At 67.0% G+C, this 18,120-nt stretch carries 12 protein-coding genes; 9 read left to right on the top strand and 3 right to left on the bottom strand.

Features of this window, described 5'->3' with window-relative positions:
• The first annotated feature begins 43 nt into the window (after positions 1-43).
• The gene (locus tag ACWDSI_RS17720; RefSeq protein WP_449757315.1) at positions 44-2,188 is read left to right on the top strand and encodes a DUF2254 family protein; all 2,145 of its coding nucleotides are present in this window, start codon (positions 44-46) and stop codon (positions 2,186-2,188) included.
• Between the two features lie 52 nt (positions 2,189-2,240).
• Here ACWDSI_RS17720 and ACWDSI_RS17715 read toward each other — a convergent pair whose 3' ends face one another.
• The gene (locus tag ACWDSI_RS17715; protein WP_449748393.1) at positions 2,241-2,813 is read right to left on the bottom strand and encodes a DUF937 domain-containing protein; all 573 of its coding nucleotides are present in this window, start codon (positions 2,811-2,813) and stop codon (positions 2,241-2,243) included.
• Positions 2,814-3,180: 367 nt separating this feature from the next.
• Between ACWDSI_RS17715 and gltB the strand changes: the two genes are divergently transcribed.
• Positions 3,181-7,836, top strand: a complete 4,656-nt coding sequence (gene gltB, locus ACWDSI_RS17710) for a glutamate synthase large subunit (protein WP_449757314.1) — start codon at positions 3,181-3,183, stop codon at positions 7,834-7,836.
• Positions 7,829-9,283 (top strand): glutamate synthase subunit beta, encoded by a 1,455-nt coding sequence (locus tag ACWDSI_RS17705; protein ID WP_449748391.1) that lies wholly within the window; start codon positions 7,829-7,831, stop codon positions 9,281-9,283. The genes gltB and ACWDSI_RS17705 overlap by 8 nt, the downstream gene beginning before the upstream one ends.
• 30 nt (positions 9,284-9,313) lie before the next feature.
• On the opposite strand, the gene ACWDSI_RS17700 is transcribed toward ACWDSI_RS17705, so the two are convergent.
• A complete protein-coding gene (locus ACWDSI_RS17700) occupies positions 9,314-9,748 on the bottom strand; it encodes an SRPBCC family protein (protein WP_449748442.1) in 435 nt (144 codons plus the stop codon).
• A 187-nt stretch (positions 9,749-9,935) separates the two neighbouring features.
• Here ACWDSI_RS17700 and ACWDSI_RS17695 point away from each other — a divergent pair, with 187 nt between their 5' ends.
• Positions 9,936-10,820 carry a cutinase family protein gene (locus tag ACWDSI_RS17695; protein WP_449748441.1) on the top strand — a complete coding sequence of 295 codons (885 nt, stop codon included), beginning with the start codon at positions 9,936-9,938 and terminating at the stop codon, positions 10,818-10,820.
• Positions 10,821-10,964: 144 nt separating this feature from the next.
• A complete protein-coding gene (locus tag ACWDSI_RS17690; RefSeq protein ID WP_449748390.1) occupies positions 10,965-11,120 on the top strand; it encodes a hypothetical protein in 156 nt (51 codons plus the stop codon).
• Positions 11,121-11,123: 3 nt separating this feature from the next.
• Here the strand turns inward: ACWDSI_RS17690 and ACWDSI_RS17685 are convergent, their stop codons facing one another.
• Complete coding sequence (locus ACWDSI_RS17685; RefSeq protein WP_449757313.1) at positions 11,124-11,396, bottom strand: RNA-binding S4 domain-containing protein; 273 nt, start codon at positions 11,394-11,396, stop codon at positions 11,124-11,126.
• A 103-nt stretch (positions 11,397-11,499) separates the two neighbouring features.
• Between ACWDSI_RS17685 and lysX the strand changes: the two genes are divergently transcribed.
• From lysX to ACWDSI_RS17665, 4 genes are all read left to right on the top strand, one after another.
• Positions 11,500-14,910, top strand: a complete 3,411-nt coding sequence (gene lysX / locus ACWDSI_RS17680; protein ID WP_449757312.1) for a bifunctional lysylphosphatidylglycerol synthetase/lysine--tRNA ligase LysX — start codon at positions 11,500-11,502, stop codon at positions 14,908-14,910.
• Complete coding sequence (locus ACWDSI_RS17675) at positions 14,907-15,818, top strand: alpha/beta fold hydrolase (RefSeq protein ID WP_449757331.1); 912 nt, start codon at positions 14,907-14,909, stop codon at positions 15,816-15,818. Before lysX ends, ACWDSI_RS17675 begins: the two co-directional genes overlap by 4 nt.
• Before the next feature lie 74 nt (positions 15,819-15,892).
• Positions 15,893-16,387 carry a ribonuclease E activity regulator RraA gene (rraA, locus tag ACWDSI_RS17670; RefSeq protein WP_449757311.1) on the top strand — a complete coding sequence of 165 codons (495 nt, stop codon included), beginning with the start codon at positions 15,893-15,895 and terminating at the stop codon, positions 16,385-16,387.
• 46 nt (positions 16,388-16,433) lie between these two features.
• A complete protein-coding gene (locus ACWDSI_RS17665) occupies positions 16,434-17,987 on the top strand; it encodes a succinic semialdehyde dehydrogenase (RefSeq protein WP_449757310.1) in 1,554 nt (517 codons plus the stop codon).
• Positions 17,988-18,120 lie beyond the last annotated feature (133 nt).

The following is an 18,120-nucleotide window of genomic DNA, read 5'->3' as shown; positions in this document are numbered from 1 at the left end:
GATCTGTCATCCGGGCGGCCGGGGTGAACAGTAGGGTTTCCCCATGACGCGCTGGTTCGATCAGACCATCGTGGAGACCGGCCGCCTGCCGCTGTTCCTGTTCCTCATCGCCTTCGTGCTCACCTTCCTGTTCATCCGTGTCAGCGTCCGGATGATCCGGGCCGAGGTGAGTTGGTGGCCCGGCAACGTCACCCCCGGCGGTGTGCACATGCATCACGAGTTCTTCGGGGTGATGCTGCTGATCGGCTCGGGGTTCGGCCTGCTGGTGCTCTCCCGGTTCGACACCCCGATCGCCGACTGCGTGCTGGCGGCTCTCTTCGGCATCGGATGCGCACTTGTCCTCGACGAGTTCGCACTCATCCTGCATCTCCGCGACGTGTACTGGGCCGAGGAGGGACGCGCGTCGGTCGATGCGGTGTTCGTGGCGATCGCGATCGGCGTGCTGTTCCTGCTCGGCCTGCGGCCGCTGGGATTTCCCGACGCGATCACCGAATTCGCCGACGACCACGACGTCTGGGCGCGCGTCGCGGTGATCGCCGGAGTCGCACTGAACGTGGCGCTGGCGATCATCACCCTGCTCAAGGGCAAACTGTGGACCGGGCTCGTGGGCATGTTCGTCCCGATCCTGCTGGTCGTCGGAGCGATTCGCGTGGCCCGCCCCGCATCACCGTGGGCGCGCTGGCGATACACCACACGAGAGCAGAAGTACGACAAGGCGGTGCGCCGCGAGATCAGGTTCCGGGAGCCACTGATGCGGTGGAAGGTGGTGGCGCAGGAGGCCATCGCCGGACGCTTCGGAGTCCCGGACGACCCCCCGGATCTGGTGCCCGTCCCGGCAGCCGCACCGCGGGCGGCGGTGGTGCCGAATGCGCTCGCCACCGCCATCCGGTGGCGACGCACCCGTCGTCGGCTCCGCACGACACCCGCGTGGCGTCTGCCCGTTGTCTTGGTGGTGCTGGCCATGGTGGCCGCCCTCGTCTGCAGTGAACTCGACGACCAGTTCGGCACGCGGGTCGATTCGGGCACGCTGGCAACGATTCTGGGTGTGATCGCCGGTGCGATGGCCACGCTCACCGGTCTGGTGTTCACCGCGGTGACACTGGCGATGCAGTTCGGCGGCGCCCAGATCTCGGTGCGGGTGATCCCGATGCTGCAGCGCGAACCGGTGATGCGGTGGTCGATAGGATTCTTCCTGGCCACCTTCGTCTTCAGCGTCACGATCGCGATCGACCTCGTCACCGGAGACGATCAGCCCTCACCGCGACTGTCGACGGCCATCGCGGCGTTTCTCACAGTGGTCTCCGCGTTCTTGTTCATCGCGCTGGTGGCAAGGGTGGGCACGTTGCTCAACGCGTCGAAACTGTTGCAGTGGATCGCATCCGACGGGCGCGGTGCGGTGCTTCGGCAGTATCCGGCCACCGCGACGACCGGGGATAGGGTGGTGGAGGCAACCCTTCCGGCGACTACTGATCCGGCACTCACCGACGACGAGGCAGCTGCGCCCACCGTGATCCGGCTCGGTCGCGCCGCGACACGGGACCGGGTTCTGTTGGCGGTCAACGTCGCCCGGATGCAACGCCTTGCCGTCGCGTGGGATGTCCGGCTGCAGATGCTGGTGTCGGTGGGTGACTTCGTCGCCGAAGGCGTTGCGGTGGTGGCCGTTCACGGCACCCCGCCCGACGCGGCGTCGCGTCAGGTTTTGCGGTGCCTGCTCTTCGGTGACATGCAGCAGCCCTCGGTGAGTCCCACCGCGTCGCTGCAGGCGATCTCCGACATCGCGCTGAAGGCGATCTCGGGTGTCGGCAACGATCCCACCACCGCGGTGCAGTCACTCGACCACATCGAGGAGTTGCTGTTGCTCCTCGCGGCCCGGCTGCGGACCGACGCCGACGCGACACCGCTCGTGGTGGGATACCAGCGCGGCTGGGCCGACTTCGTCGCCATCGGAACCGACGAGATCCGTCGGCACAGCGGCGGTCACGCACCCGTGCAGCGTCGGCTGCGCGCCTTGTTCGACGCGCTGCTCGATCAATGCGCCGACGATCAGCGCCCTCCCGTGGAGGACCGTATCCGGGCGCTCGATCAGCAGGTCGAGGCGCAATGGTCCACTCCACTCGACCGTCGTCTCGCCCGGGCCGCCGACCGGCAGGGATACGGATCGCAGACCGGGCGGCCCATGAGTTGCTGACGCGCGACGCCCTGGTGGGAACCGCTACCTCTCGCCGACTACTTCTTGCCGACTACTTCTTGCCGCCGAGCACCGATCCCAGGATGCTGCCGATACCACCGCCGGACCCGCCGAGCACGTTGCCCAGGATGCTTCCCAACCCACCGCCGGCGCTGCCACCCAGGGCGCCGCCGAGGATGCTGCCCAGGTCACCGGCTCCGCCTGCACCCGAGGTGGCACCGCCGCGCATCCGCGCGACGATGTAGCTCATGACGATCGGGGCGAGGATCGGCAGCAGTTTGGACATCAGGCTCTGGTCCACCGCCGCGGCGGGCACCTGATTGCTCAGCGCCGAGGCCACCTCGCCGGACTTGTCGCCGAACATGTGCGAGACGATCTTGGAGCCGTCCGCGGTGTCCACCTCACTGATGTTGATCTCGCCGTGCGCGAGGTCGTTATCGTGCTGGGCCAGCGCGGCCGCGACCCGCTGCGCACCTTCGTCGGACTCGGTCTGGTGCTCGAGCCCGCCGACGAGCGCGGGCAGCGCCTGCGCGACCGCCGCTCGGGCCGTGGCTTCGTCGACGCCGAGTTGACCGGCGATGTCGCCGATCGGCAGGCGGGACATGAGTTCGTCGATGTCTGACACGACTACGACCTCCTGTGAGGATATGAAACGCCAACTGCCGGGCCTGCCGCCCAGAAACGGAATGACACGCTGACCGCCACGAACGCTGCGGAATCAGGGTGCGTGTGGTAGCCGGATTTCTGTACTGGGTACCGCCCGTGAGAAAATATCCCACAATGCTCAAGAAGCAGTGGTGCGTTTGCCGTCAAACCGGTCCTCGCACGCCGGCCAGCAACGGCGCTGGCAGCAGGTACCGCCGGGCGACGACGGATCAGCCCAGGTCAGCCCCGACGAGGGGGATGATCCGGCTCTCCCGGCGCCAGGTGCCATCACAGACGTATACGGGCGATATCCGTGCGCAGAGTCGCGCACCAAGTGAGGCGAACTTATGAAGCATGCTCCCGGCCCGGTGGGGCTCTACGACCCGATCAACGAGCACGACTCGTGCGGCGTCGCATTCGTCGTGGACATGCATGGTCGACGCAGTCGCGACATCGTCGACAAGGCGATCATGGCGCTGGTCAACCTCGAACACCGTGGCGCGGCGGGCGCCGAACCGAACACCGGCGACGGCGCGGGCATCATGATCCAGGTGCCCGACCGCTTCCTGCGGGAGGTGGTGGACTTCGAGTTGCCCGCCGAGGGGCATTACGCCACCGGCATCGCGTTCCTCCCGCAGGCCGCCCATGATGTGCGCGACGCGTGCGCCGGCGTGGAGAAGATCGTCGAGGCCGAAGGGCTGACCGTGCTGGGGTGGCGCGAGGTGCCCACCCACGAGAACGGACTCGGGGCGCTGGCCCGCGACGCGATGCCGACGTTCCGGCAGATCTTCATCGGCGGTGCGTCGGGCATGGATCTCGAGCGCCGCGCCTTCGTCGTCCGCAAGCGCGTGCAGCACGAACTCGGCACCAAGGGCGCCGGCGCCGACGGACCCGGCCGTGAGACCGTCTACTTCCCGAGCCTGTCGGGTACCACCATGGTCTACAAGGGCATGCTCACCACCCCGCAGCTGCGCGGGTTCTATCTCGACCTGCAGGATTCGCGGGTCGAGAGTGCGCTGGGATTGGTGCACTCGCGCTTTTCCACCAACACCTTCCCGTCGTGGCCGCTGGCGCACCCCTTCCGTCGCATCGCGCACAACGGCGAGATCAACACCGTCACCGGCAACAGCAACTGGATGCGCGCCCGCGAGGCACTCATCGACACCGAAATGTTCGGCAACGACTCGACCGACGCCGGGAGCGAAGCGAGCGGGTCGAGTATTGCCGACGCCGGGAGTGAAGCGAGCGGGTCGAGTATTGCCGACAAGGTCTTCCCGGTGTGTACCCCCGGGGCCTCGGACACCGCACAGTTCGACGAGGTACTCGAACTGCTGCACCTCGGTGGCCGCAGCCTGCCGCACGCGGTGCTGATGATGATCCCCGAGGCGTGGGAACGCCACGAATCGATGAAACCGGAGCATCGGGCGTTCTACGAGTATCACGCGTCGCTGATGGAACCGTGGGACGGCCCGGCGTCGGTGTGCTTCACCGACGGCACCGTGGTGGGTGCGGTGCTCGACCGAAATGGCTTGCGCCCCAGCCGCATCTGGGTCACCAAGGACGGTCTGGTGGTGATGGCGTCGGAGGTCGGCGTGCTCGACATCGACCATTCCGAGGTGGTGCAGAAGCTGCGGTTGCAGCCGGGCCGGATGTTCTTGGTGGACACCGCGGCAGGCCGCATCGTCGACGACGAGGAGATCAAGGACGAGCTTGCCGCCGAGCATCCGTACGCCGAATGGCTCGAGCGCGGTCTCGTCCACATCGACCATGTGCGGGCACTGCCCCACAAGCGCATGTCGCATCACCGGGTCACCTTGCGGCAGTTGGTGTTCGGATACACCACCGAGGAACTCGACCTGCTGGTGAAGCCGATGGCCCGGACCGGTGGCGAGGCGCTCGGTTCGATGGGCACCGACACCCCGATCGCCGTGCTGTCGGCGCGTCCGCGCATGCTCTTCGACTATTTCCAGCAACTCTTCGCGCAGGTGACCAATCCGCCGCTCGACGCCATCCGTGAAGAAGTGGTCACCAGCCTCGGCGGCACCATCGGCGCGGAGGCCGACCTGCTGCATCCCGGTCCCGAATCGTGCCGGCAGATCTTCATCCCGTCGCCGATCCTGGACAACGCGACCCTGGCCAAGCTCGTCCGCATCAACGACGACGAGAACCTGCCGGACTTCCGCAGCGCCCACATCCACGGCCTGTATCCGGTGGCACAGGGCGGTGCCGGGCTGCGCGCCGCGCTCGACGACGTGCGGGCACAGGTGAGCGCCGCCATCAACGACGGTGTGAACCTGATCGTGTTGAGCGACCGCGAATCCGACGAAACCATGGCGCCGATCCCGTCGCTGCTGCTGACCGCGGCGGTACATCACCACCTGGTCCGCGAACGCAAGCGCACCCAGGTGGGGCTGGTGGTGGAATCCGGCGACTGCCGCGAGGTGCACCATGCGGCCACGCTGATCGGTGTCGGTGCGGCAGCGGTCAATCCGTACATGGTCTTCGAGTCCCTCGGCGACATGGTGGAACGCGGTGTGCTCGGCGACATCGACTATCCCACCGCCCGTGCGAATTACATCAAGGCCGCCGGCAAGGGCGTGCTCAAGGTGATGAGCAAGATGGGCATCTCCACCCTCGCCTCTTACACCGGAGCGCAGCTGTTCCAGGTGATCGGGCTCTCGCAGGCGTGCGTCGACGAGTTCTTCAGCGGCATGCGCAGTCAGCTCGGCGGTATCGGGCTCGACGAGATCGCCGCCGACGTCGCGGCGCGACACGCGCTGGCCTTCAGTGAGCGCCCGGCCGAACGCGCGCATCGGGAACTGCCCGTGGGCGGTGAATACCAGTGGCGTCGTGAGGGCGAGTACCACCTGTTCAACCCCGACACCGTGTTCAAGCTGCAGCACTCCACGCGCACCGGCCAGTACAAGGTGTTCAAGGAGTACACCAAGCTCGTCGACGATCAGTCGCGCAACCTGGCCACGCTGCGTGGTCTCTTCGACTTCAACTTCGGTGATCGCGACCCGATCCCGATCGACAAGGTGGAGCCCGCCGCGGAGATCGTCAAACGGTTCTCCACCGGCGCCATGAGTTTCGGCTCCATCTCGGCCGAGGCGCACGAGACGCTCGCCATCGCGATGAACCGGCTCGGTGCCCGCTCGAACTCCGGTGAGGGCGGCGAGGATCCGCGTCGCTTCCACCACGACGAGAACGGCGACTGGCGCCGTAGCGCGATCAAGCAGGTGGCGTCTGGCCGTTTCGGCGTCACGTCGCACTACCTGACCAACTGCACCGACATCCAGATCAAGATGGCCCAGGGAGCGAAACCCGGTGAGGGCGGCCAGCTTCCGCCGCACAAGGTGTATCCGTGGGTGGCCGAGGTGCGCGGCTCCACACCCGGCGTCGGCCTGATCTCGCCGCCGCCGCACCACGACATCTACTCGATCGAGGATCTCGCCCAGCTGATCCACGATCTGAAGAATGCCAACCCGCAGGCCCGCATCCACGTGAAGCTCGTGTCCGAAGTGGGTGTGGGAACCGTGGCCGCCGGTGTGTCGAAGGCGCACGCCGACGTGGTGCTCATCTCCGGTCACGACGGCGGCACCGGCGCCTCCCCGCTGACCTCACTCAAGCACGCGGGCGCACCGTGGGAGATCGGTCTGGCCGAGACGCAGCAGACGTTGCTGCTCAACGGCCTTCGTGACCGGATCGTGGTGCAGGTCGACGGCCAGCTCAAGACCGGCCGCGATGTGCTGATCGCGGCGCTGCTGGGTGCCGAGGAGTTCGGCTTCGCCACCGCACCGCTGGTGGTGTCGGGATGCGTCATGATGCGTGTCTGCCACCTCGACACCTGCCCGGTGGGCGTGGCCACCCAGAACCCCTTGCTGCGTGAGCGGTTCGCGGGCAAACCGGAATTCGTCGAGAACTTCTTCATGTTCATCGCCGAAGAGGTGCGGGAACTGCTGGCGCGCCTGGGCTTCCGCACCCTGCAGGAGGCGGTCGGTCAGGTGGAGGCGCTCGACACCGCGAAGGCGCTGGCGCACTGGGGCTCGGCCAAGGCGGGCAAGCTGGATCTGTCGCCGGTGCTCTCGAGCCCCGAGTCGCCGTTCATGAACCAGGATCTGTACTGCTCGGGCGTGCAGGATCATGCGTTGGACAAGGCACTCGACCAGCAGCTGATCGCACAGAGCCGTGAGGCCATCGACCACGGGACGCCGGTGAGCTTCGGTTCGAAGATCACCAACGTCAACCGCACCGTGGGCACCATGCTCGGCCACGAGGTGACCAAGGCCTATGGCGCGCACGGGTTGCCGGACGACACGATCTGCATCGACTTCACCGGCTCGGCGGGCAACAGCTTCGGTGCGTTCGTGCCCAAGGGCATCACCCTGCGCCTCGACGGCGACGCGAACGACTTCGTCGGCAAGGGATTGTCGGGCGGGCGCATCGTGGTGCGTCCACCGGAGAACTCGCCGGAAGGCTTTGTGGCCGAGGACAACATCATCGCCGGAAACGTGATCGGGTTCGGTGCCACCGACGGCAAGATCTTCCTGCGCGGTGTGGTGGGTGAACGGTTCTGCGTGCGTAACTCCGGTGCCACCGCGGTGGTGGAGGGAGTGGGCGACCACGGATGTGAGTACATGACCGGCGGCCGCGTGGTGGTGCTCGGCGAGACCGGCCGCAACTTCGCGGCGGGTATGTCCGGAGGTATCGCCTACGTGTACGACCCCGACCGCGCGCTGGCCGGCAACCTGAACACCGAACTCGTCGAGATCGAACCGCTCGAGACCGACGACGTCGAGTTCCTGGCCGACACCGTTGCCGAGTACCGCGCGGAAACCGGGTCGCCGGTGGCCGCCGCGCTGCTCGACGGATGGGACACCGCGCAGCAGCAGTTCGCCAAGGTGATGCCTCGCGACTACAAGCGGGTGCTGGAGGCGATCGCGGTGGCCGAACGTGATGGACGAGATGTGAACGAAGCGATCATGGAGGCCGCACGTGGCTGACCCCAGAGGATTTCTCAAGCACACCGAGCGCGAGACGCCGGTGCGGCGTCCGGTGGAATTGCGTCTACTGGACTGGAAAGAGGTCTACACCGACTTCGAGCACGACCACCTGGAGACCCAGGCGTCTCGTTGCATGGACTGCGGTATCCCGTTCTGCCACAACGGTTGTCCCCTGGGGAACCTGATCCCCGAGTGGAACGACCTGGTGTATCACGGGCGTTGGGCCGACGGCATCGAGCGCCTGCACGCGACCAACAACTTTCCCGAGTTCACCGGACGGTTGTGTCCGGCCCCGTGCGAGGCGTCGTGCGTACTCGGCATCAACCAGCCCGCCGTCACCATCAAGCAGGTGGAGGTCGAGCTGATCGACAACGCCTGGGAGCAGGGCTGGATCGAGCCCGTCCTGCCCACCGTGCGCACCGGCAAGTCGGTTGCAGTGGTGGGTTCGGGCCCTGCGGGACTGGCTGCGGCGCAACAGCTCACCCGTGCCGGGCACACCGTCTACGTCTACGAGCGGGCCGACCGCATCGGCGGGCTACTGCGCTACGGCATTCCCGAATTCAAGATGGAGAAGCGGCACATCGACCGCCGCCTCGAACAGATGGAGGCCGAGGGCACGGTGTTCCGCACCGGCGTGAACGTCGGCGTCGACATCACGGTGGCCCAACTGCGCGACGATTTCGACGCCGTGGTGCTCGCGATGGGTTCGACGACCGGTCGCGATCTGCCGATCCCCGGCCGCGAACTCGACGGGATCCACCAGGCGATGGAGTTCCTGCCCGAGGCCAATCGGGTGCAGCTCGGCGACACCGTGCCCGGCCAGATCACCGCCAAGGGCAAGAAGGTGGTGATCATCGGCGGCGGCGACACCGGCGCCGACTGCCTGGGTACCTCGCTGCGCCAGGGCGCCGAGGTGGTGCACCAGTTCGAGATCATGCCCAAGCCGCCCACCGAGCGTGCCGCGTCGACCCCGTGGCCGACCTATCCGCTGATGTACCGCGTCTCCTCGGCCCACGAGGAGGGCGGCGAGCGCGTGTTCTCGGTGAACACCGAGAGGTTCGTCGGCGAGGACGGCAAGGTCACTGCGCTCAAGGCGCACGAGGTGACGATGCGTGACGGCCGCTTCGAGAAGGTCGAGGGTTCCGACTTCGAGCTGGAGTGCGACCTGGTGCTGCTGGCGATGGGCTTCGTCGGACCCGAGCGGGTGGATCTCCTCGACAAGCTCGGCGTCGAGTACGACCAGCGCGGCAACATCAAGCGCGACAACGATTTCGCAGCCGTCGGCCAGGACGGCGTATTCGTCGCAGGTGATGCCGGCCGCGGGCAGTCGCTGATCGTGTGGGCCATCGCCGAGGGCCGGTCGGCCGCGGCGGCCGCCGACCGTTACCTCGCCGGGGCGTCGGATCTGCCCGCACCCATCGTGCCGACGCAGGTGGCGCAGCGCTGAACCCCAGGACGTAACCGCAACGGCACCGGCTCAGAGCTTTTCGAGCACCGAGGTCATCTGCTGCGGGACGGAGTCGGCGAGCTTGCCGAAGATGAAGCCGAACAGCGGTTCGCCGATGAAGCCGAAGCGGTGGAAGTCGACCAGCGCGCGGTAGGTGACCTCGGTGCGTCCGTCGCCCAGATCGGTGAAGGACATGTCGTCCGACGTGGCGGCGGTCTTGTTGGAACCACGGAACACGACGTGATCGGGATCGTCGCGAACGAGTTCGTAGTCGAGTTCGGTGGAGATGCCGTAGAGCTTCGACTTGTTGTGCCAGCGGGTGCCCAGCGCGATCGGGCCGTCGTCGATCTGGGTGCACTCCACGGTGCCGGGATCCCAGTCGACGGCGTTCGCGAAGTCGCGCAGATAGGTCACCACCTTGTCGCGCGGTACGGAGACGGTGAAGGTGCGTGAGACGTCGACCACAGGGTTTCCTCGCATGTCGGGTGAAGTGTGATGTCGAACCGCGTTCAGTGACGATCGTTGAACTGCGTTCAGTGACGATCGTTGAACTGCGTTCAATGAGAGTTCGGTGAGACGACGCTGCCGGATGGGTCAGTGCGTGCCTACACTTCTGCTTGTCCGATCGGGGAAAGCTGGAGGCAGAATGACCATGCGCAGATCACTCTCCGGAGTGCTGGCGCTGCTGTTGGGGCTCGCGGGGATCGTCGTCGCGGCAGGCCCGGCGTCGGCCGCGCCCACCGGATGCCCGAAGGTGTATGTGCTGGCGATCCCGGGTACCTGGGCCAACGGCGCCGACCCCGGTCTCATGCGCGCCGTCACCTCGAATCTGGGACCGGAGACGCAGGTGTCCTACGTCGGATACGACGCCACCGCGTTCCCGTGGGAGAGCGCGATCTACGGCAAGTCGAAGGGGCAGGCGGTGGCCAATACGAAGGGCCTCGCGTTGCAGATGCTGAGCCGCTGCCCCGGCACCAAGATCGCGCTCACCGGCTACAGCCAGGGTGCCGACGCCGCGGGCGACGTGGCCTCCGAGATCGGTACCGGGCGTCAACAGATCAAACCGCAGCAGGTGGCCGGGGTGGTGCTGATCTCCGATCCGCGCCGTTCGTTCAAGGACAACCTCGTCGGCCCGCCGCTGTCGGGGCAGGGCAGCGGCGGACCTCGTCTCGACGGGATGGGCTACGTGCTGCCGCGCGCGTTCACGATCTGCGCGCCGAAGGATCTGTACTGCAACGTGCCGCGCGACTACTACGTGACCCGGATCGCGGGATATCTCGCCGAGACCAGCGACCCCACGCCGAGTCAGGTGGGCCAGTATCAGGCGGAGGCCGCGGCGATCGTCAACGAGATGCTCACCCAGGGCGGTCCGGGCAAGGTGGTCGAGGAATTGAGCAACGCGCGGGCCCGCGAACAGATCATCCAGTTCAACCGATTCCTGCAGTCCGGCTCGCATGGGGACTACGCGACTTTCGAGGTGAAGCCGGGTGTCACCGCCACCGAGTGGGCACACAGGTTCCTCGCCGGCCTTGCGTGACAAGGATCACGAACCACCGCGCGTCGCTGACCTGCAGGTAACGGTCGGCGTGTGATCATCGATATACCCGGGTGAGTTGCCACGCACGATGGCGTGCAGCACAATACTAAACACTGTGTCCGTTATCTCGAAGCAGGGTTCGGCATGAGATCAACTCCCGCACATCAGACAACCCGACGTCCCTCAATGCTGTACGCGATCAGCGGCGGCAGGTTCGGGCGCGGCCGCGCATCCAAGATGTTCCCGGCGGAGGCCGAGCGGCTGGCGACCCCGGCCGAACTCAAGCGCCTCGCCGTCTAGGCGCTAGTCGCCGGCCACCCTGGCCCGCGCTCCCTCGATCTCCACCACATCGCCGACCACGAGTTGGCGCCCCCGCCTTGTCTCGCGCTCACCGTTGACCGTGACGAGACCCTCGCCGATCACCTCTTTCGCCTCGGCACCGGACTCGATGAGGTTCGCCAACTTCAGGAACTGCCCGAGGCGGATCACGCCGTCACGGATCGGAACGTCGTAGGCCGACTCGCCGGACTCCAGTTCGCCGGGCTCCTGATCGCCGAAAACGCTGCCGTCGTCCATGTCGACGATCCTGCCCAATCGTCGGGGCGTGTGCTACCGGGACGTCGATCAATGTGTCGACCGGCTGTGTCGCGGGACGGCGGCGCGGTACTACGTTAGGACGATGGTGGTTGAGACTCCTCCGGCCGCTCCGGAGCCTCCCGTGCATGGTGTTCCCGAAGTTCCGGCCAAAGGGCAGCGGGCAGCCGCGGAACGCCGGTCCGCCGACCTTCTCGACCGCATTCGCAATCCGCGCGGATTCGGCAGCCACGCCCCCCGGATCGCGGGCACAGTGGTCGGCGTCATGGCGACCATTGCGTTGCTCTCGAGTATCTTCCCGTTCTTCCGGCACTGGATTCACGTGCCGCGCGATTACGTCGACAACTTCATCATCTCCATGCCCGACACCAGCTTCGCCTGGTCGTTCGTGCTGGCGCTGATCGCCGTCGCGCTGTCGGCCCGTAAACGCATCGCCTGGTGGATCAGCGTGGTCTACCTGCTGCTGTTCATGGCCGGCAACGCGCTGCTGCTGTGGCAGCCGGTGGCCGACGACCTCGACGTGCCCGACTCCGAACGCCTGCACATCGCGATCGGACTCGGCATCGACATCGTGGCCCTGATCTTTCTGCTCGCCACCTACCGGCAGTTCTACACACGGGTCCGACGCGGCGCGGTGCTGCGCGCGCTGGCCGTGCTGGTGGCCGGGCTCGCGGTGGCCACGATGGTCGGCTGGGTGGTGGTGTGGCTGTTTCCGGGATCGCTGACCCGCGGCGAGCGACTGCCGTACGCCTTCAACCGGGTGGTGGCGTTCGCCGCCATCGACCAGCGAACCTTCGACGGTCACCATTCCTATCCGCCGGTCAACGGATTACTGGGTTTGCTGGGGGCGCTCGCGCTGATCGCGGCGGCGTCGGTGCTGTTCCGTTCGCAGCGGCTGCGGTCGCTGATGACCGCCACGGATGAACGGCTGATCCGGGCACTCATCACACGGTTCAACGACGACGACTCGCTCGCCTACTTCTCGACCCGCCGCGACAAGGCAGTGGTGTTCTCGCGCGACGCCCGCGCGGCCATCACCTATCGGGTCGAACTCGGCGTCGGTGTTGCCGGCGGCGATCCGGTCGGCGACCCCGACTCGTGGCCGGACGCCATCGCCGAGTTCCTGGTGTTGTGTGAACGCTACGGGTGGCATCCGGCGGCGATGGGGTCGAGCGCACGCGGCGCCGAGGCCTACGAGGCCGCCGGATTCACCTCACTCGCGATCGGCGACGAAGCGATCCTGTATACCCGCGGCTTCAGTCTCAGTGGTCCGACGATGAAGGGCGTGCGCCAAGCCGTCACCCGCACCCGGCGCGCCGGGGTGACGGTCCGGATCCGGCGTCACCGCGATCTGTCCGACGAGGAGATGGCTGTGGTGATCGCGCGTGCCGACGCCTGGCGCGACACCGACGAGGAGCGCGGATTCGCGATGGCACTCGGGCGTATCGGTGATCCCGACGACGGCGACTGCCTGCTCGTGGAGGCCGTCGAGCACGAGGGCACCGCCGACGAGGTCGTCATCGGCATGCTGTCCTTCGTGCCGTGGGGGCGGCACGGGGTGTCGCTGGACGTGATGCGCCGCGACCGCAACGGCATCAATGGCGTGGTGGAGACGATGGTCACCGAACTGTGCCGGCAGTCGGAGAACTTCGGCATCACCGAGGTGTCGCTGAACTTCGCCACCTTCCGCGCGGTGTTCGAGAAGGGACAGGAGATCGGCGCGGGCCCGGTGATGCGGCTGAGCTATTCGGTGCTGATGTTCGGATCGCGGTTCTTCCAGATGGAATCGCTGTACCGGTCGAACGCAAAATACCTTCCCGACTGGGAACCGAGGTTCCTGTGCTTCGAGGATTCCCGGATGGTCGCCCGGGCGGGCTTGGCGGCGGTCGTCGCCGAAGGCTTCGTGCGGCTGCCCCGGCTGGGCCGGCGCGAGCAGTACGTCTCCGGTGAGTCGTCGATCCCGCCTGGCCTCGACGTGGACGCGTTCGTCGCACAGCTCGACGCGGAGGCGGCCGAGGCTGCCGAGGTGAGCGCCGCGCGCCCGGAGCAGGTGCGGGTGCGTCTGGCCAAACTCGATCGCCTCGTCGCCGAGGGTGTCGATCCCTATCCGCCCGCCGACGCGCCGAGCCACACCATCGCCGCGGCCGTGGCCGAACCCGCGGGCACACCGGTGTCGGTGGCCGGACGGGTCACCCGGATTCGTGATTTCGGCAAGGTGCTCTTCGCCGACGTGCACGACTGGTCGGGCACCGTTCAGTTGCTCATCGATGCCTCTCAATTGCAGCCGGGAACAAGGGATTTCGGTTGTGACGTCGATCTCGGCGACCTGGTGGAGGCGCGCGGGGTGATGGGCACCAGCCGCAGCGGCGAACTGTCGGTGCTGGTGGACCGCTGGCGCATGATCGGAAAGTGCTTGCGCCCCTTGCCCGACAAGTGGTCGGGACTCAGCGATCCCGAGGCGCGGGTCCGGCAGCGATACGTCGACCTCGCCGTCAACCAGAAGACCCGCGACCTGCTGGCCACCCGCAGCGTGGTGGTCAAGGCGCTGCGTGACTTCCTTTCCGCGCGTGGCTTTCTCGAGGTGGAGACACCGATTCTGCAGCAGATCCACGGCGGCGCGAACGCCACCCCGTTCCTTACGCACATCAACGCCTACAACCTCGACCTGTATCTGCGCATCGCACCGGAGCTCTACCTCAAGAGACTCTGCGTCGGCGGGGTGGAGAAGGTCTTCGAGATCGGCCGAAACTTCCGCAACGAGGGCGTGGACTTCAGCCACAACCCCGAGTTCACCAGCCTGGAAGCCTATGAGGCACACAGTGATTACCTCAAGATGCTGGATCTGACGCGGGAGATGATCCAGTTCGCGGCCACCGCCGCCTACGGCAAACCGGTGATCTGGCGGATGGACGACGACGGCAACCCGCAGTGCATCGACATCTCCGGTGACTGGCCGGTCAAGACCGTGCACGAGGTGATCTCCGAGGGTGCGGGCACGGTGGTGACGCCCGAGACGTCGGCCGACGACCTGCGGGCGATCTGCGAGCGACTCGGCGTCGCATACCGTCCCGACTGGGATGCCGGGCAGATCGTGCTGGAACTCTACGAACACCTCGGCGAGGATCGCACCACATTCCCGACGTTCTACAAGGACTTCCCGACATCGGTGTCGCCGCTCACCCGGGCGCATCGCAGCGTGTCGGGGGTCGCCGAACGGTGGGATCTGGTGGCGTGGGGAGTGGAGCTGGGCACCGCCTACACCGAGCTCACCGATCCGGTGGAACAGCGCAAACGACTGACCGCACAATCGATTCTGGCGGCCGACGGCGATCCCGAGGCGATGGAACTCGACGAGGACTTTCTGCAGGCCCTCGAATATGCGATGCCGCCCACCGGCGGTCTCGGCGTCGGGGTGGACCGGGTGGTGATGCTGATCACCGGCCAGTCGATCCGCGAATCGCTGGCGTTCCCGCTCGCCAAACCGCAGGAGAGCTGAGCGTGGCCGCCGCCGACGAGTGGCCGCCGCCGGGACAATTGGTGGGCGAGGCGGGCCGTCGCATCCACGTGCTCGACGAGGGCGCCGGACCGCCGGTGCTGCTCATGGCCGCACTGGGCAGCAACTGGTTCGACCTCGACCATCTCACCGCGCGGCTGGTGGGTCGTGGACGCAGGGTGATCCGCTACGACCGACCCGGGTACGGTCTCTCGGATCCGCCCGAGCGGCACCGCGTCCCGACCCTGGAGGACGAGGTCGCGCGGATGGACGCCGTCCTCGATCGGCTCGGGGTCACCGAGCCGGTGACCCTGGTGGGGCATTCGCTGGCATCGCTGTACGTCGAGGCCTTCGCGCGGCTGCGGCCGGCGCGCACCGCGGGTGTGGTGGTGCTCGACGGCTCGTACGTGCTGGCGCCCTGGCGGATCGTGCCACCGGGATTCCGGGTGGCCAACGCCCATCGGGTGGTGCGGGCCACCCGGCTCGCGACCGGTCACTATCCGCTGAACCGGCACGGCGGTTTTCACATGCGGCGAATGATGTTGCCGGTGCCGCCGGAAGGCTACGACAGCCGCCAGCAGTACTGGTCGAGCCGGCTGTTCGGCGGATCGTCGATGGTGTTGGCGACCTTCGTGGAGAACGCGGCGTTCCCGACGATGAACCGATCGCTTCGGTACCTGCGGCAACACGCACCGATGCCGTCGGTGCCGGTGGTCGTGGTGGCCGCGATGTCGGGTCCGCGCATGTGGCGAACGTTCTGGTTGTGGAAGCAGCGGAGGTACGCGCGTGTCCTCGGTGCCCGGCTGCTCACCGTGTCGGCCCGGCACTTCGTGGTCCTCGAGATCCCCGACGAGGTCGCCGACATCGTCGACGGAATGGGCGATGCCGGTCCCGGGGATGCGGCCCACTGACCACCGGGGCCGCGCAGTCGGTAGGCGTCGGAGATCTGTTCGGCCGCCGGTACCCATGACACACGGTCACACATATGCTGAACGGTATGGCACAACTCACCTTCACCCCGACCGCCGATCTGGTGGACGAGATCGGCGCCGATGTCCGCAGCTGTGACACCCAGTTCACCCAGTACGGCGGTGTCCGCGAGTTCGTAGGGCAGGTATCCACGGTCCGTTGCTTCCAGGACAACGCGCTGCTCAAGTCGGTGCTCGGTGAATCCAATCCCGGCGGGGTGCTGGTGATCGACGGTGACGCGTCGGTACACACCGCCCTGGTGGGAGATCTGATCGCCGAACTGGGCCGCTCCAACGGATGGGTCGGCATCATCGCCCACGGTGCCATCCGCGACGCCAAGACCATCGGCGGCATGCAGATCGGGGTGAAGGCGCTGGGCACCAACCCGCGCAAGTCCACCAAGACCGGTGCCGGTGAGCGGGACATCCCCCTGACCATCGGCGGGGTGACATTCACGCCTGGCGACACCGTCTACTCCGACGACGACGGCATCGTGCTGATCGCACCCTGACTGCCGCCCTTTCCCCTGATTCCGCACCTCGCTCAAGGAGGACCCGATGCCCAAGCCCACTCCCGACTACTTCGCCCGTCTCGGCAAACTGGTCGCCATCGACAACGCCGACGCCCGACCCACCCGGCCGGTGCTCGAGGCGTTCAGCGGTGTCGAGATGGCCACCATCCCGGTGGCCACCGCCGAAGATCTCGAGACCGCGGTCGCGCGCGCCCGCGTTGCGCAGGAGGGCTGGGCCAAGCAGTCGAGCGCCGAGCGTGCCGCCGTGCTGAACCGCTTCTCCGAACTCGTCTACCGCAACTCCGATTCGCTGATGGACATCGCGCAGGCCGAGACCGGCAAGGCCCGCGTCTACGCACAGGAGGAGACGCTCGACGTCGCGCTCACCGCGCGGTACTACGCGGCGAATGGTCCGAAGCTCCTGGCCGACCGCAAGGTCAAGGGCATGCTCCCGGGCGCCACGAGCGTGCGGGTGCGTTATCAGCCCAAGGGCGTCGTGGGCGTGATCAGCCCCTGGAATTACCCGCTGACCCTGGCGGTCTCCGATGCGGTGGCCGCGCTGATGGCCGGTAACGGCGTGGTGATCAAACCCGACAGCCAGACCCCGTACTGTGCGCTCGCGCTGGCCGAACTGCTCTATCAGGCCGGTCTGCCCGAAGAGTTGTACGCAGTGGTTCCCGGTCCGGGAAGTGTTGTGGGACAGGCCATCATGGCGACCACCGACTATGTGATGTTCACCGGCTCGTCGGCAACGGGGGCATCGCTGGCCGAGCAGGCCGGACGTCGCCTCATCGGGTTCTCCGCCGAACTCGGCGGCAAGAACCCGATGATCGTGACCGCCGGCGCCAAGATCGACCACGCCGTCGAGGGCGCCGCACGCGCGTGCTTCTCCAACTCGGGGCAGCTGTGCATCTCGATCGAGCGTCTCTACGTCGCCAAGGCGATCGCCGACGAATTCAGCGACAAGTTCGCCACCTTCGTCGCCAACATGCGGCTCGGCGCCAACTACGACTTCAGCGTCGACATGGGGTCGCTGGCGTCGGCGGCACAGGTGGACGCCGCCGAGGAGCACGTCCAAGATGCGGTGTCCAAGGGCGCCACCGTGCTCGCAGGCGGCAAGCGTCGCGCCGACCTCGGGCCGTTCTTCTTCGAGCCGACGGTGTTGACCGGCGTGACCGAGGAGATGACGTGTTTCCGCGAGGAGACCTTCGGCCCGGTGGTGTCGGTGTACCCCGTGGACTCCACCGACGAGGCCATCAAACTGGCCAACGACACCGACTACGGACTCAACGCCAGTGTGTGGGCGGGGAGCAGCGCCGAGGCGCAGGCCATCGCCGAGCAGCTGCGTGCCGGGACGGTCAACATCAATGAGGGCTATGCCGCTGCGTGGGCGTCGACCGCCGCACCGATGGGCGGGATGGGCATCTCCGGGGTCGGTCGCCGCCACGGAGAGGAAGGCCTGCTCAAGTACTGCGAGTCGCAGACCATCGCCGAACAGCGGTTCCTCGGCATCGACAAGGCGCCGCTGGTGCCCGACAGTCTCTACCGGGCGATCACCCCGGTGGCGGTGCGTGGCCTGAAGTACCTGCCCGGCCGCTGACGCCGGTGTTGACCGGCGAGTTCTCCCTTCGGGCTTGCCGCAAACAACACGGGTAGCTCCCACCTGCGAACAATGCTTGGCGTGTAGGTGGTGGTGACCCGTGTACCTGCGGTGCGCCGCGAGCGGTCACAGA

The organism is Gordonia sp. NPDC003429, from assembly GCF_053588575.1.
Note: the sequence above shows the minus strand (reverse complement) of the source record. Positions and strands in the feature narration are given on the sequence as shown.

Coding starts and splice junctions, on each gene's coding strand:
- rraA (WP_449757311.1), top strand. CDS start 15,893: ATGCTGAACGGTATGGCACAACTCACCTTCACCCCGACCGCCGATCTG.
- lysX (WP_449757312.1), top strand. CDS start 11,500: ATGGTGGTTGAGACTCCTCCGGCCGCTCCGGAGCCTCCCGTGCATGGT.
- ACWDSI_RS17685 (WP_449757313.1), bottom strand. CDS start 11,396: ATGGACGACGGCAGCGTTTTCGGCGATCAGGAGCCCGGCGAACTGGAG.
- ACWDSI_RS17665 (WP_449757310.1), top strand. CDS start 16,434: ATGCCCAAGCCCACTCCCGACTACTTCGCCCGTCTCGGCAAACTGGTC.
- gltB (WP_449757314.1), top strand. CDS start 3,181: ATGAAGCATGCTCCCGGCCCGGTGGGGCTCTACGACCCGATCAACGAG.
- ACWDSI_RS17690 (WP_449748390.1), top strand. CDS start 10,965: ATGAGATCAACTCCCGCACATCAGACAACCCGACGTCCCTCAATGCTG.
- ACWDSI_RS17695 (WP_449748441.1), top strand. CDS start 9,936: ATGCGCAGATCACTCTCCGGAGTGCTGGCGCTGCTGTTGGGGCTCGCG.
- ACWDSI_RS17720 (WP_449757315.1), top strand. CDS start 44: ATGACGCGCTGGTTCGATCAGACCATCGTGGAGACCGGCCGCCTGCCG.